Raw genomic sequence first — 25,710 nt, 5'->3', positions numbered from 1 at the left:
GCCTGGGCGTGGGGCATGACCGCGACTGTCTGGGGGCTGGCGGTCCTCGGGGCCTTGGGGAAGCTCTTCCTTCCGGGTGTCGGCCGCCGATTCTGGATACTTCTCTATATTGCCTTGAGCTGGCTCGTGGTGATCGCCTTCAAGCCGATGATCGCCCACGGCTCCTTGATCGCCCTGGTTCTGCTGGCGGCGGGAGGCGTGCTCTACATGTCCGGCGCTGTCTTCTACGTGCGCAAGAAGCTCACCTGGTTCAGAGCCGTCTGGCATGGCCACGTGGTGGCCGCCGCCGGGGTGCACTGGGCCGCTGTTCTGGTCGGCGTGGTGCTGACGAACGCCTGATCGCCGACCGAGCCGACGTGGAATAGCTCACGCGGTGCTCACGCTTGGGCGATGCGACAGGGCCGGGTGCTGCGTGAGGACTACCTCGTGAGTTCGAACGCGGATCACGGCGTTCAGCGGGCGCCGGCGATCAGGCTGCCGCAGTCGGCGTCTTCCGCCAGGCCGGGGTCTACGAAGCCCAGCAGCGCGGCGACCGGATTGACCAGAGTCGCCAGGGCGCCGACGATCCCGCCCTGGGTCGCCACGGCCGAAACGTCCACGCCAAGGCTCGGGGAGACGAGCGGGCCCTTGACCGTGATCGGGGCCCAGACCCGTAGCAGGCGAGGCTTCTTGGTTTCGCCGTCAATTCTGAGGTTCATCGTCTCGGCCCCCAGGTCGATGGTCCCTGATCCCTGGGCGAGGACCACGTCTGTGTCGATCACAAGGGTGCGCGAGGTCGCCACGCCGCCGGCGACTGTGAAGTCCGCCACGGCGCAGCGGATGCCGGATGTGGACTGATCGCCGGACAGCAGCTTGCGCAAGCCCGCGCCGACATTGATGCCCAGCAGTTCTGCGAAGGCCGACCGCATCCGCCCCTGGGGGACGACCAGGCTGATGGTCCCCTTGGAATTGGCCGCCAGATCATGAATGGAGGCTCCTGGACCTTCCAGCTTCGCTCGGCCCAGGGCGCGGCCCGTCACCGTCGGTGCGCCCCCTCGAGCTGGGATGATCGATTCCAGCGGATAGCCGCTCAGGCGGAAATCGACGGCGCTGTAAGGCGTGCTCCGGCGTGCGTCGATCCGCGCTGTCCCGTTGAGTTCGCCGCGATTGAAGGTGAAGGACACCGGGTTGAGCTTCAGTATCCCGTCCTTCAGGTCGGCGCCGAGCCGGACCTGCCGGATGTCGAGGGTGTTCGCCTTTACCGAAGCGGCGCGATAGGACAGGGACCCGTCCATGGCGCGGAGCCTTTCGGTCCGCAGCGGCGCATCGGGCAGGAGCTTGCCCGGCGCGCCAGAGCTGGCCACCGTTCCGCCGCTTGTGACCCTTGGCCGGGCGCCCAGGACGGCCGCGAGATCATCGATGTCTAGCGAGCGAGAGGCCAGTTCCGCATCGACCCGGCGGCGTGCGCCGATCTTGTTCACCTCCAGCGTCCCCGACAGGTCTGACGACCCGACCCGTCCGCTGAAATCGGCGAAGCGGAACAGGGCGCCGTCGCGGCTCAGGCGGCCGCTCAATCTGTAGGGCGGCGTGTTCGGCGTGGTGATGCCCGTCAGCAGATAGAGGTCGGCCAGGTCCTGTCCTTCCAGTTCCAGCACGGCGTTGAAACGCCCAAGGTCGAAGGGGCGAGTGACGGCGCCCTCTGCCTTCAGTCTCGACCCGGCCCCTGACAGATCGGCGGTGAAGGCGTAGGGCCGGTCGCGGCGGATATTGACGAAGGGGCCGCCCGTGACGCGAAGGGTGAGCGGCGCGCCGTTCATCGTCCCCTTGCCGTCAAGCTGGAAACCGCTTTCACCCTCCTCGGGAGACCGCGCCTCGCGCGCGGCGACCATGGCGTCGAGCTTCATGCCGCGCCGCTGTTCGTCCAGCGTCAGGCGGCCGTCCTTGATGACCAGGCGCTGGATGACCGGCAGTTTCGCCCCGCGACCGTCGTCGGGCCGATCCGGTTTCAGGTCCCAGCTGCGCCGGCCCTCCGCATCCACGATCAGATGAACCGTCGGGCGCGTCATGGTCAGGGATGACACCTCCACCTGGCCCAAGAACAGCCGACGCAACCGAACCGAGACGTCCAGCTGTTCGACCTCGGCCGTATTTTGACCGCGCGCCCAGGCGGGGCCGCCGATACTGAGCCGGCGCACCGTGGCTGACGGGGTCCAGCTGAACAGCCTGACATCCAGATCGCCGTTCAGCAGGACCGCGCGGCCGGTCGAGGCCGACGCCGCGCGGCTGATCGGTCCGCGCAGCCAGTTCCAGTCGAACAGAACCAGGAACAACAGAAAACCGACCGCCAGGGCCAGGGTTATCCCCGCCGCGACGGCCTCCGGCCTTCCCGGATGTCGAAACGCCAGCCAGGCAGGGTCTTCGGCGACGACGTAGGCCCTTAGCCTGTCCGCCCGAGTTTTCGCCACACGCCAGACGGAGGTCGCGCCCGCCCGCAAGGATTGACGGACTGATTTCGGGCCTGGTCTGTTGATCAAGGTTGCCTCCGGTGAAGCTGATCAACGCCCGAGACGGCAAAGGGCGCCACAGGTTTGAAACCGGACCGGAAGGCGCGCCAGGGTTGTAGGCGAGAACGGGGCTTGGCCGTCGCGCAGATAGCCCGTTTTTGTTTTGATCGCGCTCTGGCTGCTTTTCACGGCCGCCGCCCGGCCAGCAAGCCTTCGGTAATCGAGAACGGTAAGACCGACGACGTGAACGCACGGTCGGATCGCGAGCCTGGTTTTTTGGCCGACTTTCGTTAGATCCTTGGGCGGCTTACGACTTCACTATTTGCCGTCGTCGATGGCCTGCCGCTCTGTCCGGACCGCGCGACGGTTTGCGCGAGCCACTTTCTTGTAGCCGATCACACCGGCAAGGAAGCCGACCGCCGTGGCGACGGCGGTCAGCACCAGATGGTCCTTGGCGTCATGTCCATAGAAGCCTGAAACCACGAAGACGCCGAGCAGGCTCACCGTACCGGCGCAGAGGCCGGCCATGGTCGATCCGCCCGTAGGCGCCGGGGCGTAGAGTTCGGCGCGCTCGCCGGCCAGTTTCTGTTTGCGTTCATCACTCATGGATCAGGTGTCGCACAGGGATGAGGCTAGGACGAGGGAGGGGAGACCTCCTTGTCCCGTCTTGCCGCCTCTTCGCGGTAGCGGAGGGCGATCCGATTGAATCGGTCGCGATCAGCGGCGAAGGGCGAGAGCCTGGCCATCCTCTCCGCCTCCTGTTCAAGAACACGAAGAGAGGTCGAGGTGTCGGTGGGACGGTTCATGCGTGTCTACTCGGGAACTGAGGTATGTCGCTCGCGCTAGAATGCGCGGCTCTACAGACCTTCAAAGGGGGCGGGAGCCCGGAATGGTTCCGGCCGCCGCAGCCGCAGGTTCTTAAACGTGTCGCCGCTGATCTTCCCAATGCCCCATCCCTCGCTTCAGGCCAGGCGTGAGCTTCACCCATCCGACTACCGTCCAGGCCACAAGGCTTCGGCTGGCCGCGCGGAGCAGGGCGCTTGCATGTGCATGAAAATATTCAAGGAAAATGGTGGACGCGACAGGGATTGAACCTGTGACCCCCTCGGTGTGAACGAGGTGCTCTCCCGCTGAGCTACGCGTCCAGCGCAGTAACGACCAAATCAGAAAGGCTTGGGCCGTCGGGAGGCGCGATGTAGCCCGCGATTCCGGCGACGGCAAGCCTCTTTGATCAAATACCGGCGGCGCGGACCCCTTCCGGCGTTTCCGCCTCGGGATCGCCCGGCAGCCAGGCGACGTGACCGTTATAGATGTCCTCGTTCAGGATGCCTTCCTCCTTGGCCACCAGAACGGGGACCAGCATCTGGCCGGTGACATTGGTGGCCGTGCGCATCATGTCGATGATCCGGTCGATGGCGACGATATAGCCGATGCCTTCCAGCGGCAGGCCCGCCGTCGACAGGGTCAGGGTCAGCATGACGATGGAGGTGCCGGGGACGCCCGCCGTCCCCAGCGACCCCAGCACCGCCGTCAGGCCGATCAGGACGTACTGGGTCAGGCTCAGGTCGATGCTGAAATACTGGGCGATGAAGATCGAGGCGATGGCCGGATAGATGGCGCCGCAACCGTCCATCTTCACATTGGCGCCCAGGGGCACGGCGAAGGCGGCATAGGCCTGCGGCACGCCCAGACGCTCGACCGTCTGGCGCAGGGTGATCGGCAGGGTGCCCAGCGACGACGAGGTGGCGAAGGCTGTTTGCTGGGCCGCGAAGGCTCCGCGGAAGAAGCTGCGGATCTTCAGGCCGTGGAGCTTCAGCAAGCCCGAATAGACGATCAGGATATGGAACAGGCAGGCCGCATAGATGGCGAAGATGAACTTGCCCAGCGGCAGCAGGGCCTCCCAGCCATAACCGCCGACGACCGAGCCGATCAGGCCGAACACCCCGAACGGCGTCAGCTGGATCACCCAGCGGGTGATGCGGAAGACCAGGGCCGCCCCTTCGTCTACCAGCCGCCGCGCCGTCTGCGCCCGGTCGCCCAACGCCACCAGCGCCGCGCCGACCAGCGCCGAGAAGAAGATGATCTGCAGCACCTTGCCCTCGCTCAACGCCGCAAAGGGATTGGTCGGCACGATGCCCAGCAGGACGTCCAGAGGCGTCGGAATCACCCGCTCGCGCACCTCGCCCAGCGGCAGGTTCGACAGGCCCAGCCCCGGATTGATCAGATGCCCGAACGCAAACCCGACCAGCACCGCCAGCAGCGAGGTGATCGCGAACCAGACCAGGGTCCGCACCCCCAGCCGCACCGCCCCGACCCCTTCGCCCAGTTTGGCGATGGAGCTGGCGATGGTGAACAGCACCAGGGGCGCGACCACCATGCGGATCAGGTTCAGATAGACATCGCCGATCGGCTGCAACCAGACCACGGCCTGCTCGCGCAGGATCAGGCCGGCGATGATGCCCAGGGCGAAACCGGCGGCGGTGCGCTGCCAGAGCGGGATAGCGAAGAAGCGACGAAACATGACGACCTTTGGGGAGGAGCGGTCGGTCTATGTGTTTCTCGTGCGGGCGGACGGCAACCGCGACAGGCGCAGATAGGGCGTAGAAGTTCTAAAGCGTTCGATAGTTTTTCCTTCTCCCCTTGCGGGAGAAGGTGGCCCGCCAGGGCCGGATGAGGGGTCTCGCCACGGCGGATGAAGGCGGCGAGTTCAGCGTCCCGCAACCCCTCATCCGTCTGGCTCCGCCAGCCACCTTCTCCCACAAGGGGAGAAGGAAGATCAGCCGAACATCACCTCGGCCAGCGCCGCCTCGAACCCGTCGTAGTGGTCGATCACCACATCCCCGCCCAGCGCGTCGCGCGGCACGTCGTTGTAACCGAAGCCGACGACGATGCAGGCCACGCCCGCATCCTTGGCCGCCTTGGTGTCCGTCGTGCTGTCGCCGACCATGACGCAGCGCGCCGGATCGCCGCCCGCCTTCTGCACCGCCTCATGGATATGCGCCCCGCTCGGCTTGCGCGCCGACACCGCATCCGGCCCGGCGATGAAGGCGAAATGCTTGGTCAGGTCCAGCGCCTCGATCAGGGCGACCGCCAGGTCTGTGCGCTTGTTAGTCGCCACGCAGAGGATGGCCCCCCGCGCGGCCAACCGCTCCAGCGCCGGGACCACGCCGTCAAACACGGTGCTCTCGTCGGCGATGTGGGCCAGGTAGTCCTCGATGAAGCGGTCGAACAGGCCGGGCGCATGGGCCTCGTCCCAGGCGGCGCCCGCCTCCATGAAGCCGTGGCGCAGCAGGGCCATGGCCCCATGCCCGACCAGATGCCGGGCCGAGGACAGGGGCGTCGGCGGCAGTTCGTACTGCGCCAGCATCCGGTTCAGCGTGCCGATCAGATCGGGCGCCGAGTCCACCAGGGTCCCGTCCAGGTCGAAGGCGATGGTCCAGCCTTCCAGATCGCGTTCGATGCTCATGTCGTCTCCCGGCTCGCGCAGGCCCCGGCAATGGGCTAGATCGCGCAGGACGACAAGCCGCCGGATCGATTCATGACCGCACACCATCCTCGCGCCGCCATCATCCTTGCCGCAGGCCAAGGAACGCGGATGAAGTCCCCGTTGCCCAAGGTGCTGCACCCGGTGGGCCAGCGCGCCATGCTGGATCATGCCATCGACGCCGCCGAGGCCCTGGGCTGCGAGCGCATCGTCGTCGTCGTCGGCGCCCATTCGCCGGAAGTCCGCCACCACGTCGTGCGCCGTCTGGGCGAGGACTCCATCGCCGTTCAGGACCCGCCGCTCGGCACTGGCCACGCCGTCCGCGCCGCCGAGGCTGTGCTGGGCGACTTCATCGGCCATGTGGTCGTGACCTATGGCGATGTCCCCCTGCTGAAGGCCGCCGACATCGAGCCGCTCTTCGCTGAAACACACGAAGGCGTGCATGAAGGCGTCACCGTCATCGGCTTCGAGGCCCGCGACCCCGGCGCCTACGGCCGTCTGATCCTCGACGGTGACGACCTGCTCGCTATCACCGAGGCCAAGGAGGCGTCCGAGGATGTTCTGGCGATCACCGCCTGCAACTCCGGCGTCATGGCCGCCCCGGTCGGCCTGCTGTTCGACCTGCTGGCCGAGGTTCGGAACGACAACGCCAAGGGCGAATACTACCTGACCGACGTGGTCGAGCTGGCCCGCAAGCGCGGCGCCCCGACCCGCGCCGTCTTCGCCGCCGAAGACTCGGTCATGGGCGTGAACGCGCAAGGCGAACTGGCCCAGGCCGAGGCCCTGTTCCAGTCGACCCAGCGCGAACATTTCCTGGCGGCGGGCGTTACCATGTCGGCTCCCGACACCGTCCACTTCGCCTGGGATACTGAAGTCGGCGCCGGCACGACCATCGAGCCCTTCGTCGTCTTCGGCCCCGGCGCGGTTGTGGCCGAGGGTGCGCGCATCCGCAGCTTCAGCCACATCGAGGGCGCCAAGGTCGCGACCAAGGCCGAGGTCGGCCCCTACGCCCGCCTGCGCCCCGGCGCGGACCTGGGCGAGGGCGTCAAGGTCGGCAACTTCGTCGAGGTCAAGAACGTCCGCATGGACGCGGGGGCCAAGGCCAACCATCTGGCCTACCTCGGCGACGGCCATGTGGGCGCGAAAGCCAACATCGGCGCCGGCACCATCTTCTGTAACTATGACGGCTTCTTCAAACACCGGACTACGGTGGGCGAGGGGGCCTTCGTCGGCTCGAACTCGTCGCTGGTGGCCCCTGTCGTTATCGGCGCGGGCGCCATGGTCGGCTCTGGTTCGGTGGTGACAAAGGGCGTCGCGCCCGGCGATCTGGCGCTCGGCCGCGCCGAACAGACGACCAAGTCGGGCTGGGCCGCCCGTTTCATGGACACGATGCGCGCAAAGAAGGCGGCGAAATCCCAATGAGCGACCTACAGAAGAAGAACGCCGGCGAAGCCGCCGCCGCCTATGTCGAGGCCGGCATGGTCGTCGGGCTGGGCACCGGCTCCACCGCCGCCTGGTTCGTCAAGGCGCTGGCGGCGCGTAACCTGCCGGACCTGCGCTGCGTCCCGACATCCGAACGCACGGCCGATCTGGCGCGCGAGCTGGGCCTGACCCTGTCGACGCTGGAGGACACCCCGCGCATCGACCTGACCGTCGACGGCGCCGACGAGATCGGCCCGGGCCTCGCCCTCATCAAGGGCGGCGGCGCGGCCCTGCTGCGCGAGAAGCTGGTGTGGGAGGCGTCTGAACGCTGCATCTGCATCGCCGACGCGGCCAAGGTCGTGCCGGTTTTGGGGACCTTCCCCCTGCCGATCGAGGTCGTCGCCTTCGGTCACAAGACGACCGCCAACCGCATCGCCGACGTCCTGGCCGACCACGACATCCCCATGCCCGCCCGCGTCCGTCAGGCCGACCGAGGCCTGATCCGCACCGACGGCGGCAACCTGATCTACGATGCGGCCTGCAAGGTCATCAAAGACCCCGCCCGCCTCGCCGCCGACCTCAAGAGCCTGACCGGCGTCGTCGAGCACGGCCTCTTCCTCGACCTGACAGACCTGGCCATCATCGGCACGGACGAAGGGTTCGAGACGATCAATCCCTAAGCCCTCCGTCATCCCGGCCGAAGCCTCGCTTCGCGAGGCGCAGAGCCGGGACCGCCACAAACACGAGCTTCAGCGTTTCTTGCGGTCCCGGATAGCGGCTGCGCCGCTTCCGGGATGACGGAAGCGCGGGATCGCCTTGCCCCCTCGCGCCCCGGCGCCTAAGTCGGGTCAGCGCTGCGGTTCAGCCGCACAGATTTCAGACGATTCAGACGAATTGGACTCATCTTTTCGAGTCCATTCCCGGAGCCCTCGATGACCCAGTACGACTACGACCTCTTCGTCATCGGCGCCGGTTCAGGCGGGGTGCGCGCGGCGCGCCTGACCGCCTTGGGCGGCAAGAAGGTGGCCGTGGCCGAGGAGTATCGCGTCGGCGGCACCTGCGTCATTCGCGGCTGCGTGCCCAAGAAGTTCATGGTCATGGCTTCCGAGGTCAGCCACGCCCTGGAGATCGCCGAGGGCTATGGCTGGTCCTTTGACAATGCGAAGTTCGATTGGCCGACCTTCCTGCAGGCCAAGGATGTCGAGATCGCGCGCCTGTCGGGCATCTACGCCGCCAACCTGGGCAAGGCGGGCGTTGATCTGGTCCACGGCCGCGCCGTGATGAAGGACGCCCACACCGTCGAGATTGTCGGCAAGAACCAGACCTTCACCGCCGAGAAGATCCTGATCGCCACCGGCGGCCGTCCATGGAAGCCCGAGGACCTGCCGGGCATCGAACACGCCATCACCTCCGAAGAAGCCTTCCACCTGCCGGAACTGCCCAAGCGTATTCTGATCGCAGGCGGCGGCTATATCGCGGTCGAGTTCGCGGGCATCTTCGCCGGTCTCGGCGTCGAGACGACCCTGATCTATCGCGGCCCCAACATCCTGCGCGGTTTCGACGACGACGTGCGCGCCCATCTGGCAGGCGAGATCGAGAAGCGCGGCGTCAAGGTCATCCTGGGCTGCCAGCACGCCTCGATCGAGAAAACCGAAACCGGCCTGGTCAACCATCTGGAAAACGGCATGACGCTGGAAACCGACGTGGTCATGTTCGCCACCGGCCGGGTCCCCCACGTCAAGGACCTGGGGCTGGAGAAGGCGGGTGTCGAGCTGAACGACCAGGGCGCGATCAAGGTCGATGACTATTCGAAGACTTCGGCCGACAACATCTGGGCCATCGGCGACGTGACCGACCGCATGAACCTGACCCCCGTCGCCATTCGCGAAGCCGTCGCCTTCCACGAGACGGTCTACAAGAACAATCCTCAGCACTTCGACTACGAAGCCGTCGCCAGCGCGGTCTTCAGCCAGCCCCCGGTCGGCGTTGTCGGCCTGACCGAGCATGACGCGCGCCGCGCCTGTTCCGGCGAAGTGGACGTCTATGTGACCCGCTTCCGGCCGATGAAGTACGCCTTCACCGGCTCGGACGAGCGTGTGCTGATGAAGCTGGTGGTCGACGCCGACAGCCAGCGCGTCGTCGGCGTCCACATCGTCGGCCCGGAAAGCCCGGAAATGATCCAGTTGGCCGCCATCGCCGTGAAGGCCGGCCTGACCAAGGCCCAGTGGGACGCCACCTGCGCCGTCCACCCGACCATGGCCGAGGAACTGGTGACGCTGAAAGAAAAGCAGTCCCCGGCGTCGATGTCGGCGGGCTGATCATTAAGGCTAGAGGCGGCTTGTCAGTCGCCTCTAGCTCGCGCCTTATGCCGCCCAGCTTTTTCGGAGGTCGTCCCATGAAGTCCGCCCTGCTCGCCGCCGCCCTGTCCGCCCTGATGCTCGCCGGTTCGCCGGTTCTCGCCCAAAGCACAGACCAGACCGCCCCGTCGTCTCTGGTCCAGAGCGCCGTCGCCGACACCCTGCGCCCTGCTGACGAGGTCGCTCGCGATCCGCTGCGTCACCCGGCCGAAATCCTCGCCTTCGCCCAGGTTCAGCCGGGGCAGCGAGTCGCCGACATCCGCCCCGGCGCCGGCTACTTCACCCTCCTGTTCGCCCGCGTGGTGGGCGAGGGCGGCCACGTCTACGCCTTCGTGCCGAACAAGACCGCCGAACGCGAGAACCCGCGCGCCGACGCCCTGGTCGCCGCCTATCCCAACGTCAGCCGCGTCAACGGCGACCTGGACGCCATGGCCTTCGATCAGCCGCTGGACGTGGTCTTCATGAGCCAGGAATACCACGACTTCCACATCCCTCGTTTCGGCGTGGATGTGGCCAAGATGAACGCCGACATCTTCAAGGCGCTGAAGCCTGGCGGCCTGTTCGTGGTCATCGATCACCAGGCCGCGCCCGGCGCCGGCAACACCGCCGTCGAGACCCTGCACCGCATCGAGGGCGCGCAGCTGCGCAAGGAGGTCGAGGCCGCCGGCTTCATCTTCGACGGTGAAACCGCCGCCGTCGCCAACCCGGCGGACGACCACAGCCTGAACGTCTTTGACGAGGCCATTCGCGGCAAGACCGACCAGTTCGTCTATCGCTTCAAAAAGCCGGGCTGAGTGTCGAACTGGTGACTGGCGAAGCGGGGCAGGGGGCGCTAACCCTGCCGCAAAATCCATAAGGGAAACGCTCAGATGACTCGCATCGCCTTCATCGGTCTCGGCAACATGGGCGGCGGCATGGCCGCCAATCAGGCCAAGGCCGGGCATGACGTCGCCGCCTTCGACCTGTCGCCCGCCGCGCTGGAACGCGCCGCCGAGGCCGGGTGCCGCACGGTCAGCTCGGTCGCCGAGGCCGTGAAGGACGCCGAGGTGGTCATCACCATGCTGCCCGCCGGTCCCCACGTGCTGAGCGTCTATTCCGAGCAGATCATCGGCGCGGCGCCGTCCGCCGCCCTGCTGCTGGACTGCTCGACCATCGACGTGGAGACGGCGCGCAAGGTCGCCGGTCTGGCCAAGGAGGCGGGCTACGCCTTCGCCGACGCCCCCGTTTCGGGCGGCACCGCCGCCGCCGACGCCGGCACCCTGGCCTTCATGGTCGGCTGCGACGAGGCCGACTTCGCTCGCGTCGAACCGGCGCTGGAGCCCATGAGCCGCATCACCATCCGCGCCGGCGACCACGGCGCCGGTCAGGCCGCCAAGATCTGTAACAACATGCTGCTGGGCATCAGCATGGTCGGGACCTGCGAGGCCATCGCCCTGGCCGAGAAGCTGGGTCTGGAGCCGGAACGCTTCTTCGAGATCGCGTCGAAATCTTCGGGTCAGTGCTGGAGCGTCAGCAACTACTACCCCTGGGCCGGCCCGGTGCCGACCGCGCCTTCGAATCGCGACTACGAAGGCGGCTTCGCCACCGCCATGATGTTGAAGGACCTGAAACTGGCCCAGGACGCCGCCGCCAAGGCCGGCGCCACCACCCCGCTCGGCGCTCAGGCTGAGGCCCTCTATGCCCTGTTCAACGGCCTCGGCTACGGCGGCAAGGACTTCTCCGCCATGGTCCAGATGCTGCGCGGACGCCTGGATACGCTGGCGAACTAAAGCGCCTCTTTCCTCCCCATTTCATGGAGAGGGGGACCGCGTAGCGGTGGAGGGGCGGCACAGACGTCAGCCGTCGAGGCCCCCTCCGTCTCGTCGCTTCGCGGCGCCGATCCACCTCCCCATCGCTGCGCGACAGGGAGGAAAGGGCTGTGCCAGCCCGCGTCGGGCTGAAAAGGCGGAGCCTTTTGACCGCGGGCCACACCCAAACAGCCCGCGTCGGGTCGGGAGGTCCCGCAGGGCCGACGACCGCTGGCAACTCAAAATGAGAACCGTTATCAATTAAGGGGTTGAGACGTTTTGTCCGGCCCTGAACATGGACAACGCTGAGCGGCGAGCGCAATTAGGCGCGGAAAGCTGTATAAGCGAAAGAACTAGCGCCTTGTTCGACTATAAGTCTGCCTTTCAAAGCTCTGTCGAGCAGGTCCGCAGCGAAGGGCGCTATCGCGTCTTCGCCGATTTGAAGCGCGTGCGCGGCCAGTTCCCGCAGGCGGTTCGCCGCCGCGACGACGGCTCCGAACAGAATGTCGTGGTCTGGTGTTCTAACGACTATCTGGGCATGGGCCAGCATCCCCTGGTGCTGGACGCCATGAAGGCTGAGATCGACGCCGTGGGCGCCGGCGCCGGCGGCACGCGCAACATCTCGGGCACCACACGCTCGGCGGTCGATCTGGAAGCCGAGCTGGCCAGCTGGCACCAGAAGGAAGCGGCCCTGCTGTTCACCTCGGGCTATGTGGCCAATGAGGCGACGCTGGCGACCCTGCAAAAGATCCTGCCCGGCCTGATCATCTTCTCGGACGCCCTGAACCACGCCTCGATGATCGAGGGCATCCGCCACGGCGGCGGCCCGCGCCACATCTTCCGCCACAACGACCTGGAACACCTCGAAGAACTGCTGGCCGCCGCGCCGCTGGCTGCGCCCAAGCTGGTCGCCTTCGAAAGCGTCTACTCGATGGACGGCGACATCGCCGACATCGCCGGCACCATCGCCCTGGCCAAGAAGTACGGCGCCATGACCTATCTGGACGAAGTCCATGCGGTCGGCCTGTATGGCGCGACCGGCGCGGGCGTCGCCGAGCGTGACGGTCTGCTGGACGGCATCGACATCGTCGAATGCACCCTGGGCAAGGCCATCGGCGTCATGGGCGGCTACATCGCCGCCGACGCCGTGATCGTGGACGCCGTGCGCAGCTGGGCGTCGGGCTTCATCTTCACCACCAGCCTGCCGCCCGCCCTGACCGCCGGGGCCCTGGCCTCGGTGCGTCACCTGAAGGCCCACGCCGAACTGCGCGACGCCCATCAGGAACGCGCCGAGACCCTGAAACGCCGCCTGACCCAGGCCGGCATCCCGGTCCTGCCCAGCGTCAGCCACATCGTTCCGGTCCACGTCGGCAACCCGGTCCACTGCAAGCTGATCTCGGACATGCTGCTGGAAGATTTCGGCATCTACGTCCAGCCGATCAACTACCCGACCGTGCCCAAGGGCACCGAGCGCCTGCGCTTCACCCCGTCGCCCAACCATGACGACGGCATGATCGACCAGCTGGTCGACGCGATGGACAAGCTCTGGTCGCACTGCAACGTGGCCCGACAGCCGGTCGCCGCCTGATGCAGGACGGTGAACTTGGCGAAGTCATCGTCGAGTTCGTGCGCAACGGGACCTATGTGAAGTGCAACGCCGTTCACACGGCGACGGGCATTGAGGTGTCCGCCATGGGCCCCGCGCTGGAGCCGCGCGCCGTCGAACGCGTGGCCATCGCCAAACTGAAGCGGGCGTTGTCACAACGCTGACCATCGCCGTCATCCCGGCCGAAGCGCAGCGAGAGCCGGGACCGCCCAAGACGCCGCGTTTGTGCTTCCTGCGGTCCCGGATAGCGGCTGCGCCGCTTCCGGGATGACGGGGGCGTGAAGGCTTCTACCCCCTAGATGTTGTGGTGTTCGGCGGCGCGGCCTAGATAGGTCCCGCCGTTTCAGCCTTCAGCCTTCGGGATGCCCGCCAGTGACCGCCTTCACCCACGAATCGTACTTCTCCAAGAGCCTTGCTGATGCCGATCCGGCGATCTTCAAGGGCATTCAGGGCGAGCTTGGCCGCCAGCAGGAGCAGATCGAGCTGATCGCTTCTGAAAACATCGTCTCCCAGGCGGTGCTGGACGCGCAAGGCTCCGTCCTGACCAACAAGTACGCCGAGGGCTATCCGGGCCGTCGCTACTACGGCGGCTGCGAGTTCGTGGACGTGATCGAGGACTTGGCCCGCGAGCGCGCCAAGGAGTTGTTCGGCGCCGCCTTCGCCAACGTCCAGCCCCACTCGGGCGCCCAGGCCAACCAGGCGGTCTTCTTCACCCTGCTGCAGCCCGGCGACACCTTCCTGGGCATGGACCTGGCCTGCGGCGGGCACCTGACCCACGGTTCGCCCGCCAACCAGTCGGGGAAGTGGTTCCGCCCCGTCACCTACAAGGTGTCCGAAGACACCCACCTGATCGACTATGACCACGTCGCCGAAATGGCCCAGAAGGAGAAGCCCAAGCTGATCCTGGCCGGCGCCTCGGCCTACAGCCGCCACATCGACTTCAAGCGTTTCCGCGAGATCGCTGACAGCGTCGGCGCCTATCTGATGGTCGACATGGCCCACTACGCCGGCCTGATCGCGGGCGGCGCCTATCCTGACCCGGTGCCGCACGCCCACGTCGTCACCACCACGACGCACAAGACCCTGCGCGGTCCGCGCGGCGGCATGATCCTGTCCAACGACGTCGATCTGGGTAAGAAGATCAACTCGGCCGTCTTCCCCGGCCTGCAGGGCGGCCCGCTGGAGCATGTCATCGCCGCCAAGGCCGTGGCCTTCGGCGAGGCGCTGAAGCCCGAGTTCAAGGGGTACGCCCAACAGGTCGTGAAGAACGCCCAGGCCCTGTCCGGCGTCCTGATCGAGCGCGGCCTGGCCATCGTCTCGGGCGGCACCGACAGCCACCTGGCCCTGGTCGACCTGCGTCCCAAGGGCGTGACCGGCAAGGCCACCGAGCATGAGCTCGAAAAGGCGCTGATGACCTGCAACAAGAACGGCGTGCCGTTCGACACCGCGCCCTTCACCGTCACCTCGGGCGTCCGTCTGGGCACCCCGGCCGGCACCACGCGCGGCTTCGGCGAGGAAGAGTTCAAGCAGATCGGTCACTGGATCGCCGACGTCGTCTCGTCGATGAACGGCGGCGATGAAGCCGATCCGGCCGTCGTCGCGGGCGTGGCCGCCCAGGTGCGCGAACTGACCGCGCGCTTCCCGATCTACCGCTAAGGGACCGACTGGATGAAGTGCCCCTTCTGCGGCAACGCCGACACCCAGGTAAAGGACAGCCGCCCGTCTGACGACGGCGCGGCCATCCGCCGCCGTCGGTCCTGCCCGCAGTGCAACGGGCGCTTCACCACCTTTGAGCGGGTGCAGCTGCGCGAACTGGTCATCCTGAAAAGGAACGGCCGCCGCACCCCCTTCGACCGCGACAAGCTGGAACGCTCGCTGGGCATCGCCCTGAGGAAACGTCCCGTGCAGCCCGATCAGGTCGAGCTGCTGGTCAGCCGCATCGTGCGCCAGCTGGAAAGCCTGGGCGAGACTGAGATCCCGTCCAGCATCGTCGGCGACTTCATCATGAAGGCGCTGAAATCGGTCGATGAGGTCGCCTACGTCCGCTACGCCTCGGTCTACAAGGACTTCCGCCATACCGACGACTTCGCCAAATTCCTCGGCGCTGAGGGTTTTGACGGGAGCTCCGACGATTCCGGCAAGGCGTGATGCGCCCGCGCGTCACCTTGAAGCTGGCGACCTCGCTGGACGGCCGCATCGCCACGGCCTCGGGCGAGAGCCAGTGGATCACCGGGCCTGAAGCCCGCCAACAGGGCCACCGCCTGCGCGCGACCCATGACGCCATCCTGGTCGGCGTCGAGACGGTGCTGGCCGACGATCCCGAACTGACGGTCAGACTCCTCCCTGTTCGCGGAGCGAATGGGGAGGTGGATCGGTCGCGAAGCGAACGAGACGGAGGGGGCGACACAACGTCCGCCGTTTCCGCCGCCCCCTCCACCACTTCGTGGTCCCCCTCCCCACAGGTGGGGAGGAAAGAGGGGAATCCGCTGCGCGTCGTCCTCGACAGCCGCCTTCGCACCCCCGCGACGGCCAAGGTCGCCAGCGGGAACACGCTGATTTTGACAGCAGGGGCTGTTCACCCCATCGGCCAGGCTGACGTCGTCGCGGTCGCCGCAGACGACGGTCGCCCCGCCATCTCCGCCGTGCTGGAGGTCCTGACCGCGCGCGGCGTCGGTTCCCTGCTGATCGAGGGCGGGGGGCGTGTCGCTGCCTCCTTTCTGCAGGCCGGCGTGGTGGACGTCATCGAGTGGTTCCGCGCCCCGATCTTGCTGGGCGGGGAGGGGCGGCCCTGCGTCGCCTCCCTGGCGCTTGCAAAGCTGGCCGACGCCCCCAAGTTCCGTCGTCTGGGCGTCGAGCCTGTCGGAGACGACCTGTGGGAACGCTACGCGCGCTTCGACGGCTGATTTCAGACGAATTAGACTAATTAGACTCTGTTTTTTGGGTCCGAAGGGACCGGAGCTTTCATGTTCACCGGCATCGTCACCGACATCGGCCGCGTCCGCAGCGTCCGCCACACCGACCGCGACCGTCGCTATGAGATCGAAACCGTGTGGGACACGGCGACCATCGACCTGGGCGCCTCCATCAGCCACGCGGGCTGCTGCCTGACCGTGACGGAGAAGGGTGAAGGCTGGTTCGCCGTCGAGGTGTCGGGCGAAACCCTGTCCAAGACCAAGCTGGGCGACTGGACCGAGAACACCCGCGTCAATCTGGAACGCGCCGCGAAACTGGGCGACGAACTGGGCGGCCACATCGTCTCGGGCCACGTCGACGGTCTGGGCGAGGTGATCTCGATCACACCCGAGGGCGGATCGCACCGCATCGTGGTCGAGGCGCCGGCGCCTCTGCACCGTTTTATCGCGCCGAAGGGCTCAATCACCGTCGATGGGGTTTCCCTGACGGTGAATGGGGTGCAAGAGCGCCGCTTCGACTTGAACATCATTCCGCATACGTGGGATGCGACCACGCTCGGCGGCCTGAAGGTCGGCGACAAGGTCAACCTGGAGATCGACATGCTGGCGCGCTACCTCGCGCGGTGGCAGGAGACCGCATGATGAAACTGGCCGTCTACAATACCGACAGTCCGATCAGCTCGATCGAGGACATTCTCGAGGACGCCCGCAACGGCCGCCCCTATATCCTTGTGGACGCCGAGGATCGCGAGAACGAGGGCGACATCGTCATTCCGGCCCAGTTCGCCACGCCGGATCAGATCAACTTCATGATCCGCTATGCGCGCGGCCTGGTTTGCCTGGCCGTGACCGGCGACCGCGCTCGACAGCTGCGCCTCCCGCCGATGGCCGCCGATAATCGCGAGAGCATGAAGACCGCCTTCACCGTCTCGATCGAGGCCAAGGAAGGCGTGACCACGGGCATCTCCGCCGCTGACCGTTCGCATACGATTCAGGTTGCGACCGATCCGACGCGCGGCGTGGACGACATCGTCTCGCCCGGTCACATCTTCCCGCTGGTCGCGCGCGACGGCGGCGTTCTGGTCCGCGCCGGCCACACCGAGGCCGCCGTCGACATCAGCCGCATGGCCGGCCTGAATCCGTCAGGCGTGATCTGCGAGATCATCAAGGACGATGGCGAGATGGCGCGGATGCCCGATCTCATCGCCTTCGCCCAACTGCATGGGCTGAAGATCGGCACCATCGCCGACCTGATCGCCTATCGCCGCCGCACCGAGCGCTTTGTCGAGCGGGTGCTGGAGACGCCGTTCGAGAGCGTCCACGGCGGGCCGTTCAAGCTGATCCTGTATCGCAACACCATCGAGGGCGCCGAACACATCGCCCTGGTGCGCGGCGACATCGACCCGACCAAGCCGACCGTGGTGCGCATGCACCAGATCGACTTCGCCGCCGACCTGCTGGGCCATGTCGAGGCGCGCCAGAACTATATTCCCAAGGCGATGCAGGCCCTGGCCGCCAGCGACGGTCCCGGCGTCGTCGTTTTCCTGCGCGACCCGGGCCTGCATGGCCTGGCCGAGCGCCTGGGCGGGGCGGACAAGCCGACTGCGGTGGATCGTTCGCTGAAAGCCTATGGTGTCGGCGCCCAGATTCTGCTCGACCTCGGCGTCAAAGATATGATCGTGATGAGCTCGACGCGGCCCAATCCGACGGCGCTTGAAGGCTACGGCCTGCGCATCGTGGGCTGGCGCGACATGGACGGAGAAGACCAATCCTGAACGACCCCACCCGCGTCCTGATCGTCGAGGCGCGTTACTACGACGATCTGGCCGACGCCCTTCTGGAAGGGGCCAAGGACGCCCTGCGTGCGCAAGGCGTGCAGTTCGACGTCGTCACCGTGCCCGGCGCCCTGGAGGTTCCGACCGCCATCGCCCTGGCCGAGGAAGCCGGTCGCTACCCGACCGCGCCGCGCTATGACGGCTATGTCGCGCTCGGCTGCATCATCCGGGGCGAGACCTATCACTTCGAGATCGTCTCGGATCAGTCGGCTGCCGGCTTGATGCACCTGGGCCTCAAGGGTCTGGCCATCGGCAACGGCATCCTGACGACCGAGGACGAAGAACAGACCTGGGCCCGCGCCCGGATGAGCGAAGGCGACAAGGGCGGCGGCGCCGCTCGCGCCTGTCTGGACCTGATCGCGCTGCGCAAGCGCCTGCGCGGAGGACTGGCCTCGTGACCGAATCGACCAAACCCACCCCGGCCACCGTCGCCGAAGTCATGGCTCAGCTGGCCGAGGCCGACAAAGCCCGCGCCGAGCCGCAACTGACCAGCCGTCAGCGTCGCGCCCGCACGGTCGCCCGTCTGGCCGCCGTCCAGGCCCTGTATCAGATGGAACTGGCGGGCGAGGGCGTGGACGTCATCGTCAAGGAATTCCGCGATCACCGCTTCGACGGCGACATCGACGGCGCCCCCCTGGCCGAGGCCGACGAGCAATGGTTCTCGGACATCGTCCACGGCGTGGTCGAGGACCAGCGCGACATCGACGAGGCGGTCAAGGCGCGTCTGGCTTCCAACTGGCGGCTGGAACGTCTGGACGCCACCCTGCGCGCCCTGCTGCGTTGCGGCGCCTGGGAGTTGAAGTCCAAGCCCGACGTGCCGCGTGAGATCGTCATCGACGAGTATGTCGAGCTGGCCAAGGCCTTCTTCGACGAGGCAGAGGCGAAGTTCGTGAACGCGGCGCTCGACGGCGTGGCGCGCGATGCCCGCGATTGACGTCGCTGGCGAATTCGAGACCATCCAGCGGCTTCTGAAGCCGCTGGCCCACCCGGAATGGGCGAGGGGGCTGGCCGACGACGTGGCCGTGCTGCCCTCGCGACCGGGCTATGACCTGATCCTGACCAAGGACGCCATCATTGAGGGCGTCCACTTCCTGCCCGACGACCCGCTGGACACGGTGGCGCAGAAGCTGCTGCGGGTGAACCTGTCCGACCTGGCGGCCAAGGGGGCCGAGCCTTTCGGCTATCTGCTGGCCTGCCACTGGTCCGAGCGCTGCGGCTGGCCCGAGCGCGAGGCCTTTGTCGCCGGGCTGCGGCGCGACCAGGCTATCTTCGACATTTCGCTGCTGGGCGGCGACACGGTCAAGACGCCGGGGCCTGCCAGCTTCTCCGCTACCCTGCTGGGCTGGGCGCCGTCCTCCTCGACCGTCAGCCGGGGCGGGGCGAGACCGGGCGACCTGGTCTTTGTCACCGGCGCCATCGGCGACGGCTGGCTGGGGCTTCAGGCGGCGCAAGGTGCCCTGTCGCTGGAGCCCGAGCGCATGGACGCGCTGGAGGCCGCCTATCGCACCCCCATGCCGCGCGTCGAGTTCGCCGCCGTCGTGCGCGGCCTGGCCACCGCCAGCGCCGACGTCTCCGACGGCCTGCTGGCCGACGCCGGCCATATCGCCGAGGCCAGCCGCGTGGGCATGGAGCTTGATCTTGAGGTCCTGCCCCTGTCGGCGGCGGCCCAGGCCTGGCTGGACAGTCGCGTGGACCCGCAAGGCGCGCTGGAGCTGCTGGCCACGGGCGGCGACGACTACGAGATCGTCCTGACCGTTCCGGCGGGCGCCGAGAAAGCCCTGCGCCGCGAGGCGGAACGCCGCCACCTGCGCCTGACCCGTATCGGCCGTGTAGTCGAGGGCAAGGGGGTGATCGTGCGTCACCTCGGACAGGAAATCACCCCGACCCGGATCGGCTGGACCCACGACTAGGCAACGGAATCCTAACCGGAACCGGGCAGGGTGAGTCTCATGCAACGTCGCGCCTTGATCCAGGCTGGAGCCCTTCTGACCGCAACGGCCGTTGCGGGGACGGCCGGCGCGTCGGACAAGGCGGAGCCCGCCGCCGCCGTCATGAACCTGCCCGGCATGGGCTTGCCGGTCATCAGCGACGGGCGGGTGCGCAACTACGTCTTCATCGTGCTGAAGCTGCATCTGGGGCCGGGCCACACGGTCGAGGCGGTGCGGGCTAAGGAGGCCCATCTGCGGGACGCCCTGGTCCGCGCGGGGCATCGCACGCCCTTCGTCCTGCCGGACACCTGGGTGGCGCTGGATACGGCGGCCCTGAGCGCCAGCCTGATCCGATCGGCTGCGACCCTGGTCGGGCGCGGCGCCGTGACCCGCGTCGAGGTCGTCAGCCAGACGCCGCGCCGCCGCACGGGCATGCAGGGCGTCTGAAATCAGCCTTTAGAAACCGCTGTTGCTTCACGGCGAGGCTTTTGACACAGTTGAGCCGCAATTCCCGGGGGACGTAAGGCTGCGTTCGTAGGCGCACGGGGGGACCGGAAGGCGGAGACGAGGCGAAACGCCCGCCCGCGCCAAGGATCCGTGTGCTTGTTGCACAAGGGCTTGGAAACGCCATGACGAACTATCTATGGCTGGTCATTGCGGCCGGCGTACTGGGGGTGCTCTACGGCGCCGTCCAGACTGCGGTCCTGATGAAGGCCGGCACAGGTAACGACAGGATGCGAGAGATCGCCGCGGCGATCCAGGAAGGGGCGTCAGCCTATCTGAAGCGTCAGTACATAACGATTGGTATGGTGGGGGTCGTGATCTTGGTCGCGGCCTTTTTGCTTATCGGGCCCTGGGCTGCGCTCGGGTTCCTGATCGGGGCGGTGCTGTCAGGCGCGGCCGGTTTCGCCGGGATGCTGATTTCGGTGCGGGCCAATGTGCGCACGGCCCAGGCGGCGTCTGAAAGTCTGGCCAAGGGGCTGGACCTGGCCTTCCGTTCCGGCGCCATCACGGGGATGTTCGTGGCGGGCGGCGCCCTCTTGGGCGTGTCGGGCTACTACGCCTTCATGACCCAGGGCATGGGGTTTGAATCCACCAGCCGCACGGTCGTCGACGGCCTGGTGGCCCTTGGCTTCGGCGCCTCGCTGATCTCCATCTTCGCGCGACTGGGCGGCGGCATCTTCACCAAGGGCGCCGACGTGGGCGGCGACATGGTGGGCAAGGTCGAGGCCGGCATCCCCGAGGACGATCCCCGCAACGCCGCCACCATCGCCGACAACGTGGGCGACAACGTCGGCGACTGCGCCGGCATGGCCGCCGACCTGTTCGAGACCTATGCCGTCACGACCGTGGCGACGATGGTCCTGGCGGCCATCTTCTTCCGCGATCAGCCCTATGTCGAAGTAATGATGCTGCTGCCGCTGGCGATCTGCGGCATCTGCATCGTGACCTCGATCATCGGCTCCTTCTTTGTCCGACTGGGCAAGGGCGGCAACATCATGGGCGCCCTGTATCAGGGCCTGATCGTCACGGGGGTCCTGTCTGTCATCGCCGTCTGGTGGGTCATCAACCAGCTGGTGCCGGGCGCGGTAGAGACCTCTAGCGGGCTGCTGATCCAGCCCATGAACCTGTTCTGGGCCGGCGTCGTCGGACTGCTGGTCACGGCGGCCATCGTGGTCGTCACCGAATACTACACCGGCACCGGCTTCCGCCCGGTGAAGTCGGTGGCCAACGCCTCGGTCTCGGGGCACGGCACCAATGTGATCCAGGGCCTGGCGGTGTCTCTGGAATCCACTGCTCTGCCGGCGCTGACCATCATCGTCGGCATCATCGCGGCCTTCCAGCTGGCGGGCCTGTTCGGCATCGCCATCGCCACCACGACCATGCTGGGCGTGGCGGGGATGATCGTGGCGCTGGACGCCTTTGGACCCGTCACCGACAACGCCGGCGGCATCGCCGAGATGGCGGGTCTGCCGTCCGAAGTCCGCGTCTCGACCGACGCCCTGGACGCGGTGGGTAACACCACCAAGGCCGTGACCAAGGGCTACGCCATCGGTTCGGCGGGCCTGGGCGCGCTGGTCCTGTTCGCCGCCTATGTCGAAGACCTGAAGCACTTTGCGGCTGAGGCGACGCCGGGTAGCTTCTTCTACGGACTGGGCGCGGTCGCCTTTGACCTGTCCAACCCCTATGTCGTGGTCGGCCTGTTGTTCGGCGGGGCGCTGCCCTTCCTGTTCGGCGGGATGTCGATGACGGCGGTGGGACGCGCCGCCGAGGCCGTCGTGGCCGAGGTGCGCCGTCAGTTCCGCGAGAACCCAGGCATCATGACGTTCGAGACCAAGCCCGAATACGGCAAGGCCGTGGACATCCTGACCAGTGCGGCCATCCGCGAGATGATCGTGCCCAGCCTGCTTCCGGTGCTGTCGCCGATCGTCCTGTTCGTGGTGGTGCTGTTCATCCAGCCGGACAAGGCCAACGCCTTCGCCGCCCTGGGCGCCATGCTGATGGGGGTGATCGTGACCGGCCTGTTTGTGGCCATCTCGATGACCTCCGGCGGCGGGGCCTGGGACAACGCCAAGAAGCTGATCGAGGAGGGCTTCACCGACAAGAACGGCGTGGTCCACGGCAAGGGCTCGGAAGCGCACAAGGCCGCCGTCACCGGCGACACTGTGGGCGATCCCTACAAGGACACCTCTGGTCCGGCGGTGAACCCGATGATCAAGATCACCAACATCGTGGCGCTTCTGCTGCTGGCGGTGCTGGCGAGCGGGAAGATCGTCTAACAAAAAAGGCCCCGGAGATTGCTCTCCGGGGCCTGATCTTTTGTGGCCGCAGAGGCCTAGTCCGGGCGGCGCTGGCCGGGGACGTCGTCTTCGGTGCGGGGCAGTTGGCCACGGCCGACGTTGCCCAGCAGCTGCTCCAGAATCGTCAGCTGGCGACCGCGCGTCGGGGTCTCGCGACGCTCCATGGCGACTTCGCGACCGTCAGCCAGGCTGAGGGTGCGCACGGCGGCGACCTTGCCGTCGGCCTTGTCGAAGGTGATCTCAGTCACCGTGCGCTGCGACACCTGCGGCTTGTTGTAGGTGTAACGCTCGGTCGTCTGGGTCAGGTAGTACCAGACGCTTTCCGGTTCGAAGGTCGAGGTCGTCGAGGGCGAACCCAGACGCGCCAGGACGGTTTCCTTGGTGTCGGTTCCGGCCACGACATCCTGAGGCTTGGCGTCGATCGCCTGGAAGCCCTGGGTGGCGACGGTCGGCGCACAGGCGCCTGCAGCGGCGGCCAGCGCAACAGCAGCGAAGATCGGTGTAATTCGGGGCATCCGCGTCCGCCTCAGCATAACAAGGTCTTTGACCTAACCGGCGCTGCGTCCTAGTGCAACGGCGCGGCGAAAAAGGGGCTGTTGCTCATGCTTAGAAAACTCTTCCGACAACGACCCGATGAGCGCCAGGGCGACGCCCTGTATGCCGTTGCGGTCGAACAGGCCCGTCAGCCGGCTTTTTACACCGCCCTGGGCGTGGCGGACCGGATCGACGCCCGTTTCGAGCTCTACACCCTGCACGTGCTGATTCTGTTCCTGCGGCTCAAGCAGGACGGCGAGCGCGGCGAGGTCGCGGCCCAGAAGCTGTTCGACACCTATATCTCTTCGCTGGACAACACCCTGCGCGAACTGGGCGTCGGCGACGTCTCGGTCGGCAAGAAGATGCGCAAGCTGGGCGAGTCCCTGTATGGCCGCATGAACGCCTATGAAGGCCCGCTGCGCGCCGAGGACGTCGACGCCCTGGCCGCCTCCCTGGCCAAGAACATCTATGAAAGCGCCGACGCGGAGACCGGACGCGCCCTGGCGCGTTACGCCGTGGCCTCGCGTCAGAACCTGACGGCGCAGTCGTTTGAAACCGTGTCCAAGGCTCCGGCCTGGGCGGAGATCATCGCATGAACGACCTTCCTCCCTTGCCCTATAGCGAGCCGCTGAGGCTTCACCACATCGGCGCGGGCGTGCAGCGCCGCTTGAAGCCGGATGCGGAAGCGATCAAACGAATCGTCCGCGCCCTGGACCTTCAGGCGCTCGATATGTTCGAGGTCGATATCAACCTGGTCCCGACCGTGTCGGGCTGGCGTCTGGACGGGCGGGTCATGGCCGACGCGGTTCAGACCTGCGGGCTGACGCTGGAGCCCCTGCCGGTCCGCATCGATCGCAAGTTCTCGGTTCAGATGGTCGAGGCGACTGAACACGAAGCCGACGAGAATGCTGAAATCGATCTGGAGCTGGACGACGATTCGGCGGATCAGATCGAAGGCGGCAGCCTCGACCTGGGCCAATATGCCGTTGAACAGCTGGCGCTGAGCCTGGACCCCTTCCCACGCAAGCCGGGCGCGGTCTTCGAGCAGCCGCCGGAACCCGGCGAAATCTCGCCTTTCGCCGTGCTGAAGGGTCTGCGTCCGACGGACGGTTCCGGCGAAGGTTGACCTCGCGTTGACCTGGTAGCATCCCATGGGTGCGACATTTGCGTCCCGCATCCCTATATGAAGCGCCGCGACAAGACGGCGACGGAGTCCATTTCCACTTGGCATCCCCAACACTGATCTCGCTTGACGCCATGGGCGGGGACCACGGTCCCTCGGTCGTGGTCGGCGGCGTGAAAGACTATCTCTCGCGGCATGACGGCGAGGGCGTGCGTTTCCTGCTGCATGGCGACGAGGCGGCGATTCGCGCCGAGATGGCGCGCTGCGCCCTGACCGACGCCGTCTGCGACGTGCGCCACACGGACAAGGTCGTGGCCATGGACGAAAAGCCGGCCCAGGCCATGCGTCGGGGCAAGGGCTCCAGCCTGTGGAACGCCATCGAGGCGGTGAAGACGGGCGAGGCCAAAGCGGCTGTGTCCGCCGGCAACACCGGCGCCCTGATGGCTATCTCCAAGCTGCTGCTGCGCATGGCGGCGCCTGGGCTGGAACGTCCGGCCATCGTCGCCAGCTGGCCGACGACTCGCGGCTATACGGCGGTGCTGGATGTCGGCGCCAACATCGGCAGCGACGCCAAGCAGTTGATCGAATTCGCCATCATGGGCGAGGCCTTCCAGTCGGCGGTGCATGGCGTGGCCAAGCCTACGGTCGGTCTTCTGAACGTCGGCTCCGAGGACATGAAGGGCCACGACGAGGTGCGCGAAGCCCACGCCATCCTGCGCGAGGGCGGCATTCCTCTGAACTATCACGGCTTTGTCGAAGGCGATGACATCGCCAAGGGCACGGTGGACGTGGTCGTCACCGACGGTTTCACCGGCAATATCGCCCTGAAGACCGCCGAAGGTACGGCGCGCTTCATTTCGGGTCTGCTGAAAGAGGCGCTGACCTCGGGTCCGATCGCCAAGCTGGGCGCCCTGATCGCCATGCCGGCGCTGAAGCGCATGGCGGCGAAAATCGACCCCAACGCCATCAACGGCGGGCCTCTGCTGGGCCTGAACGGAATTGTCGTGAAAAGCCACGGCGGCGCCACGCCGCGAGGTTATGGAAACGCCATCCGCATCGCCGTCGATCTGGCGCGCAGCGACTACATGGCCAAGGTCGGGGCGAACCTGGGACGGCTCGCCGCCCTGGAGCAGCCCGCGCCCGCCGCCGAAACCCTTGGGGAGACCCACCAGTGAGCGTCATCCGTAGCGCCGTGACCGGCGTCGGCTCCTTCCTGCCGGAGAAGGTCGTCACCAACGCCGACCTGGCCAAGTTCGTCGACACCTCGGATGAGTGGATCGTCGAGCGCACCGGCATCCATCAACGCCATCAGGCCCGCGACGACGAGCCGACCAGCGATCTGGCGGTCGAGGCCGCGCGCCGCGCCCTGGCCGACGCCGGCAAGACGGCGGCTGACGTCGACCTGATCATCGTCGCCACCACCACCCCCGACCAGACC

At 66.9% G+C, this 25,710-nt stretch carries 26 protein-coding genes, 1 tRNA gene and 1 pseudogene; 22 read left to right on the top strand and 6 right to left on the bottom strand.

All coding sequences use genetic code 11. The features are described from left to right. Nucleotides 1-339, top strand: a 339-nt coding sequence (locus HX774_RS17155) for a hemolysin III family protein (protein ID WP_178828684.1), incomplete at its 5' end; no start/stop codon positions are given. Between the two features lie 113 nt (nucleotides 340-452). Here the strand turns inward: HX774_RS17155 and HX774_RS17150 are convergent. From HX774_RS17150 to HX774_RS17130, 5 genes are all read right to left on the bottom strand, one after another. Then, nucleotides 453-2,513 (bottom strand): AsmA family protein, encoded by a 2,061-nt coding sequence (locus tag HX774_RS17150; RefSeq protein ID WP_255500523.1) that lies wholly within the window; start codon nucleotides 2,511-2,513, stop codon nucleotides 453-455. A 288-nt stretch (nucleotides 2,514-2,801) separates the two neighbouring features. Then, entirely contained in the window at nucleotides 2,802-3,089 is a 288-nt protein-coding gene (locus tag HX774_RS17145; protein WP_178828683.1) for a hypothetical protein, read from the bottom strand. Nucleotides 3,090-3,553: 464 nt separating this feature from the next. Continuing rightward, nucleotides 3,554-3,628: transfer RNA gene (locus HX774_RS17140), tRNA-Val, on the bottom strand. A gap of 86 nt (nucleotides 3,629-3,714) precedes the next feature. Further along, nucleotides 3,715-5,004, bottom strand: a complete 1,290-nt coding sequence (locus HX774_RS17135) for a dicarboxylate/amino acid:cation symporter (protein ID WP_178828682.1) — start codon at nucleotides 5,002-5,004, stop codon at nucleotides 3,715-3,717. Nucleotides 5,005-5,259: 255 nt separating this feature from the next. Beyond that, entirely contained in the window at nucleotides 5,260-5,949 is a 690-nt protein-coding gene (locus tag HX774_RS17130) for an HAD-IA family hydrolase (protein WP_178828681.1), read from the bottom strand. 72 nt (nucleotides 5,950-6,021) lie between these two features. Between HX774_RS17130 and glmU the strand changes: the two genes are divergently transcribed. The 17 genes from glmU (at nucleotide 6,022) to HX774_RS17045 (ending at nucleotide 22,594) form a co-directional block, all read left to right on the top strand. Continuing rightward, nucleotides 6,022-7,389, top strand: coding sequence for a bifunctional UDP-N-acetylglucosamine diphosphorylase/glucosamine-1-phosphate N-acetyltransferase GlmU (gene glmU, locus HX774_RS17125; RefSeq protein ID WP_178828680.1), 1,368 nt, complete (start codon nucleotides 6,022-6,024; stop codon nucleotides 7,387-7,389). Further along, on the top strand, nucleotides 7,386-8,069 hold the full coding sequence (gene rpiA, locus HX774_RS17120; protein WP_178828679.1) for a ribose-5-phosphate isomerase RpiA: 684 nt from the start codon (nucleotides 7,386-7,388) through the stop codon (nucleotides 8,067-8,069). The genes glmU and rpiA overlap by 4 nt, the downstream gene beginning before the upstream one ends. 252 nt (nucleotides 8,070-8,321) lie before the next feature. Then, complete coding sequence (gene gor, locus HX774_RS17115; protein ID WP_178828678.1) at nucleotides 8,322-9,707, top strand: glutathione-disulfide reductase; 1,386 nt, start codon at nucleotides 8,322-8,324, stop codon at nucleotides 9,705-9,707. Nucleotides 9,708-9,784: 77 nt separating this feature from the next. Further along, nucleotides 9,785-10,540 carry a class I SAM-dependent methyltransferase gene (locus tag HX774_RS17110; RefSeq protein WP_255500522.1) on the top strand — a complete coding sequence of 252 codons (756 nt, stop codon included), beginning with the start codon at nucleotides 9,785-9,787 and terminating at the stop codon, nucleotides 10,538-10,540. A 75-nt stretch (nucleotides 10,541-10,615) separates the two neighbouring features. Beyond that, nucleotides 10,616-11,515 carry a 3-hydroxyisobutyrate dehydrogenase gene (gene mmsB / locus HX774_RS17105; protein WP_178828677.1) on the top strand — a complete coding sequence of 300 codons (900 nt, stop codon included), beginning with the start codon at nucleotides 10,616-10,618 and terminating at the stop codon, nucleotides 11,513-11,515. A 379-nt stretch (nucleotides 11,516-11,894) separates the two neighbouring features. Further along, nucleotides 11,895-13,121 (top strand): 5-aminolevulinate synthase, encoded by a 1,227-nt coding sequence (gene hemA / locus HX774_RS17100; protein WP_255500521.1) that lies wholly within the window; start codon nucleotides 11,895-11,897, stop codon nucleotides 13,119-13,121. Next, nucleotides 13,121-13,303 (top strand): hypothetical protein, encoded by a 183-nt coding sequence (locus HX774_RS17095; protein WP_114818085.1) that lies wholly within the window; start codon nucleotides 13,121-13,123, stop codon nucleotides 13,301-13,303. Before hemA ends, HX774_RS17095 begins: the two co-directional genes overlap by 1 nt. Before the next feature lie 208 nt (nucleotides 13,304-13,511). Next, nucleotides 13,512-14,795 carry a serine hydroxymethyltransferase gene (gene glyA / locus HX774_RS17090; protein ID WP_178828675.1) on the top strand — a complete coding sequence of 428 codons (1,284 nt, stop codon included), beginning with the start codon at nucleotides 13,512-13,514 and terminating at the stop codon, nucleotides 14,793-14,795. 12 nt (nucleotides 14,796-14,807) lie between these two features. Beyond that, nucleotides 14,808-15,287 carry a transcriptional regulator NrdR gene (gene nrdR, locus HX774_RS17085; protein WP_114818083.1) on the top strand — a complete coding sequence of 160 codons (480 nt, stop codon included), beginning with the start codon at nucleotides 14,808-14,810 and terminating at the stop codon, nucleotides 15,285-15,287. Next, nucleotides 15,287-16,042 carry a RibD family protein gene (locus tag HX774_RS17080; protein WP_178828674.1) on the top strand — a complete coding sequence of 252 codons (756 nt, stop codon included), beginning with the start codon at nucleotides 15,287-15,289 and terminating at the stop codon, nucleotides 16,040-16,042. Before nrdR ends, HX774_RS17080 begins: the two co-directional genes overlap by 1 nt. 60 nt (nucleotides 16,043-16,102) lie before the next feature. Continuing rightward, on the top strand, nucleotides 16,103-16,693 hold the full coding sequence (locus HX774_RS17075) for a riboflavin synthase (RefSeq protein ID WP_178828673.1): 591 nt from the start codon (nucleotides 16,103-16,105) through the stop codon (nucleotides 16,691-16,693). Further along, a complete protein-coding gene (gene ribB, locus HX774_RS17070) occupies nucleotides 16,690-17,826 on the top strand; it encodes a 3,4-dihydroxy-2-butanone-4-phosphate synthase (RefSeq protein WP_178828672.1) in 1,137 nt (378 codons plus the stop codon). The genes HX774_RS17075 and ribB overlap by 4 nt, the downstream gene beginning before the upstream one ends. Next, nucleotides 17,820-18,284 (top strand): 6,7-dimethyl-8-ribityllumazine synthase, encoded by a 465-nt coding sequence (gene ribH, locus HX774_RS17065; protein WP_370523734.1) that lies wholly within the window; start codon nucleotides 17,820-17,822, stop codon nucleotides 18,282-18,284. The genes ribB and ribH overlap by 7 nt, the downstream gene beginning before the upstream one ends. A gap of 41 nt (nucleotides 18,285-18,325) precedes the next feature. Then, nucleotides 18,326-18,820: a transcription antitermination factor NusB gene (gene nusB / locus HX774_RS17060; protein ID WP_114818098.1), complete on the top strand. Its 495-nt coding sequence runs from the start codon at nucleotides 18,326-18,328 to the stop codon at nucleotides 18,818-18,820. After that, nucleotides 18,807-19,796 carry a thiamine-phosphate kinase gene (gene thiL, locus HX774_RS17055; protein ID WP_178828671.1) on the top strand — a complete coding sequence of 330 codons (990 nt, stop codon included), beginning with the start codon at nucleotides 18,807-18,809 and terminating at the stop codon, nucleotides 19,794-19,796. Before nusB ends, thiL begins: the two co-directional genes overlap by 14 nt. A 39-nt stretch (nucleotides 19,797-19,835) precedes the next feature. Next, the gene (locus tag HX774_RS17050; protein WP_178828670.1) at nucleotides 19,836-20,261 is read left to right on the top strand and encodes a hypothetical protein; all 426 of its coding nucleotides are present in this window, start codon (nucleotides 19,836-19,838) and stop codon (nucleotides 20,259-20,261) included. Between the two features lie 182 nt (nucleotides 20,262-20,443). Further along, nucleotides 20,444-22,594 (top strand): sodium-translocating pyrophosphatase, encoded by a 2,151-nt coding sequence (locus HX774_RS17045; RefSeq protein WP_114818076.1) that lies wholly within the window; start codon nucleotides 20,444-20,446, stop codon nucleotides 22,592-22,594. Between the two features lie 56 nt (nucleotides 22,595-22,650). Here the strand turns inward: HX774_RS17045 and bamE are convergent, their stop codons facing one another. Further along, entirely contained in the window at nucleotides 22,651-23,130 is a 480-nt protein-coding gene (gene bamE / locus HX774_RS17040; protein ID WP_178828669.1) for an outer membrane protein assembly factor BamE, read from the bottom strand. A gap of 87 nt (nucleotides 23,131-23,217) precedes the next feature. Here bamE and HX774_RS17035 point away from each other — a divergent pair, with 87 nt between their 5' ends. The 4 genes and pseudogenes from HX774_RS17035 to HX774_RS17020 form a co-directional block, all read left to right on the top strand. Continuing rightward, complete coding sequence (locus tag HX774_RS17035) at nucleotides 23,218-23,745, top strand: ubiquinol-cytochrome C chaperone family protein (RefSeq protein ID WP_178828668.1); 528 nt, start codon at nucleotides 23,218-23,220, stop codon at nucleotides 23,743-23,745. Next, complete coding sequence (locus HX774_RS17030) at nucleotides 23,742-24,275, top strand: DUF177 domain-containing protein (RefSeq protein WP_178828667.1); 534 nt, start codon at nucleotides 23,742-23,744, stop codon at nucleotides 24,273-24,275. Before HX774_RS17035 ends, HX774_RS17030 begins: the two co-directional genes overlap by 4 nt. 98 nt (nucleotides 24,276-24,373) lie before the next feature. Next, on the top strand, nucleotides 24,374-25,447 hold the full coding sequence (gene plsX, locus HX774_RS17025) for a phosphate acyltransferase PlsX (protein WP_178828666.1): 1,074 nt from the start codon (nucleotides 24,374-24,376) through the stop codon (nucleotides 25,445-25,447). Beyond that, nucleotides 25,444-25,710 (top strand): annotated as a pseudogene (locus HX774_RS17020) (3-oxoacyl-ACP synthase); the annotation flags it as partial. The gene plsX and the pseudogene HX774_RS17020, both read left to right, overlap by 4 nt.

Origin of the sequence: Brevundimonas sp. P7753, from assembly GCF_013386595.1 — a bacterium.
In the GTDB taxonomy this organism is placed as follows: domain Bacteria; phylum Pseudomonadota; class Alphaproteobacteria; order Caulobacterales; family Caulobacteraceae; genus Brevundimonas; species Brevundimonas bullata.
This window is presented reverse-complemented; position numbering and strand designations above follow the sequence as displayed.

Excerpts from the sequence above, each read along its gene's own strand:
- HX774_RS17145 (WP_178828683.1), bottom strand. The coding sequence starts at position 3,089 with ATGAGTGATGAACGCAAACAGAAACTGGCCGGCGAGCGCGCCGAACTC.
- HX774_RS17135 (WP_178828682.1), bottom strand. The coding sequence starts at position 5,004 with ATGTTTCGTCGCTTCTTCGCTATCCCGCTCTGGCAGCGCACCGCCGCC.
- HX774_RS17130 (WP_178828681.1), bottom strand. The coding sequence starts at position 5,949 with ATGAGCATCGAACGCGATCTGGAAGGCTGGACCATCGCCTTCGACCTG.
- glmU (WP_178828680.1), top strand. The coding sequence starts at position 6,022 with ATGACCGCACACCATCCTCGCGCCGCCATCATCCTTGCCGCAGGCCAA.
- rpiA (WP_178828679.1), top strand. The coding sequence starts at position 7,386 with ATGAGCGACCTACAGAAGAAGAACGCCGGCGAAGCCGCCGCCGCCTAT.
- gor (WP_178828678.1), top strand. The coding sequence starts at position 8,322 with ATGACCCAGTACGACTACGACCTCTTCGTCATCGGCGCCGGTTCAGGC.
- HX774_RS17110 (WP_255500522.1), top strand. The coding sequence starts at position 9,785 with ATGAAGTCCGCCCTGCTCGCCGCCGCCCTGTCCGCCCTGATGCTCGCC.
- mmsB (WP_178828677.1), top strand. The coding sequence starts at position 10,616 with ATGACTCGCATCGCCTTCATCGGTCTCGGCAACATGGGCGGCGGCATG.
- HX774_RS17095 (WP_114818085.1), top strand. The coding sequence starts at position 13,121 with ATGCAGGACGGTGAACTTGGCGAAGTCATCGTCGAGTTCGTGCGCAAC.
- nrdR (WP_114818083.1), top strand. The coding sequence starts at position 14,808 with ATGAAGTGCCCCTTCTGCGGCAACGCCGACACCCAGGTAAAGGACAGC.
- HX774_RS17080 (WP_178828674.1), top strand. The coding sequence starts at position 15,287 with ATGCGCCCGCGCGTCACCTTGAAGCTGGCGACCTCGCTGGACGGCCGC.
- HX774_RS17075 (WP_178828673.1), top strand. The coding sequence starts at position 16,103 with ATGTTCACCGGCATCGTCACCGACATCGGCCGCGTCCGCAGCGTCCGC.
- ribB (WP_178828672.1), top strand. The coding sequence starts at position 16,690 with ATGATGAAACTGGCCGTCTACAATACCGACAGTCCGATCAGCTCGATC.
- nusB (WP_114818098.1), top strand. The coding sequence starts at position 18,326 with ATGGCTCAGCTGGCCGAGGCCGACAAAGCCCGCGCCGAGCCGCAACTG.
- thiL (WP_178828671.1), top strand. The coding sequence starts at position 18,807 with ATGCCCGCGATTGACGTCGCTGGCGAATTCGAGACCATCCAGCGGCTT.
- HX774_RS17050 (WP_178828670.1), top strand. The coding sequence starts at position 19,836 with ATGCAACGTCGCGCCTTGATCCAGGCTGGAGCCCTTCTGACCGCAACG.
- HX774_RS17045 (WP_114818076.1), top strand. The coding sequence starts at position 20,444 with ATGACGAACTATCTATGGCTGGTCATTGCGGCCGGCGTACTGGGGGTG.
- bamE (WP_178828669.1), bottom strand. The coding sequence starts at position 23,130 with ATGCCCCGAATTACACCGATCTTCGCTGCTGTTGCGCTGGCCGCCGCT.
- HX774_RS17035 (WP_178828668.1), top strand. The coding sequence starts at position 23,218 with ATGCTTAGAAAACTCTTCCGACAACGACCCGATGAGCGCCAGGGCGAC.
- HX774_RS17030 (WP_178828667.1), top strand. The coding sequence starts at position 23,742 with ATGAACGACCTTCCTCCCTTGCCCTATAGCGAGCCGCTGAGGCTTCAC.